The following is a 975-nucleotide window of genomic DNA, read 5'->3' as shown; positions in this document are numbered from 1 at the left end:
CCGAACTTGACCAGATCGTCAGGCTCGACTTCACGCAGGGATTCACCAACCTTCTTGCCTTCTTCCTTGCTGCGCACTTCGGCGTTGAAACCGATGCCGCCCTTGGTGGAACGGTTTTGAATAACCTTTTCCAGACCGGAGAACGCACCACCGCAGATGAACAGGATGTTACGAGTGTCAACCTGCAGGAATTCCTGCTGCGGATGCTTGCGACCACCTTGCGGCGGAACGGAAGCGACCGTGCCTTCGATCAACTTGAGCAAGGCCTGCTGCACGCCTTCACCGGAAACGTCCCGGGTGATCGACGGGTTGTCAGACTTGCGCGAGATCTTGTCGATTTCGTCGATGTAGACAATGCCCATCTGGGCCTTTTCCACGTCGTAATCGCACTTCTGCAACAGCTTCTGAATGATGTTCTCGACATCTTCACCCACGTAACCCGCCTCGGTGAGGGTGGTTGCGTCGGCGATGGTGAACGGAACGTTCAGCAAGCGGGCCAGTGTTTCGGCAAGCAGGGTTTTACCCGAGCCTGTCGGGCCGATCAGCAAGATGTTGCTTTTGCCGAGTTCGACGTCGTCATTCTTTTTGTCACGCTGGTTCAGGCGCTTGTAGTGGTTGTACACCGCTACGGCCAGAACCTTTTTCGCACGCTCCTGACCAATCACATACTGATCAAGGATGCCGCTGATTTCTTTAGGCGAAGGCAATTTATGCGCGCTGCTTTCGGCCTGTGCTTCCTGCACCTCCTCGCGGATGATGTCATTGCACAGGTCGACGCACTCGTCGCAGATAAAGACCGAGGGGCCGGCAATCAATTTGCGCACTTCATGCTGGCTTTTGCCACAGAAGGAGCAATAGAGCAGCTTGCCGTTGTCCTCGCCGTTGCGGGTGTCAGTCATTCGTTCGATCCAAATCCGATAGGCTTGCAACACAAGATGAAGGCTATTGCGGGCTTTTTCAAGCCCGCCGCTGATC

1 protein-coding gene is annotated in these 975 nt (G+C 55.2%); it reads right to left on the bottom strand.

What is annotated here, in order from left to right; genetic code table 11:
- Positions 1-899: ATP-dependent Clp protease ATP-binding subunit ClpX (gene clpX / locus D8V06_RS07485; protein ID WP_130930718.1), on the bottom strand; the 899-nt coding region annotated here is incomplete at its 3' end.
- Positions 900-975 lie beyond the last annotated feature (76 nt).

The organism is Pseudomonas sp. Sample_24 (assembly GCF_004307605.1).
Classification (GTDB): domain Bacteria; phylum Pseudomonadota; class Gammaproteobacteria; order Pseudomonadales; family Pseudomonadaceae; genus Aquipseudomonas.
The sequence above is the reverse complement of the archived record's forward strand: the minus strand, read 5'-3'. Positions and strand labels throughout refer to the sequence as shown.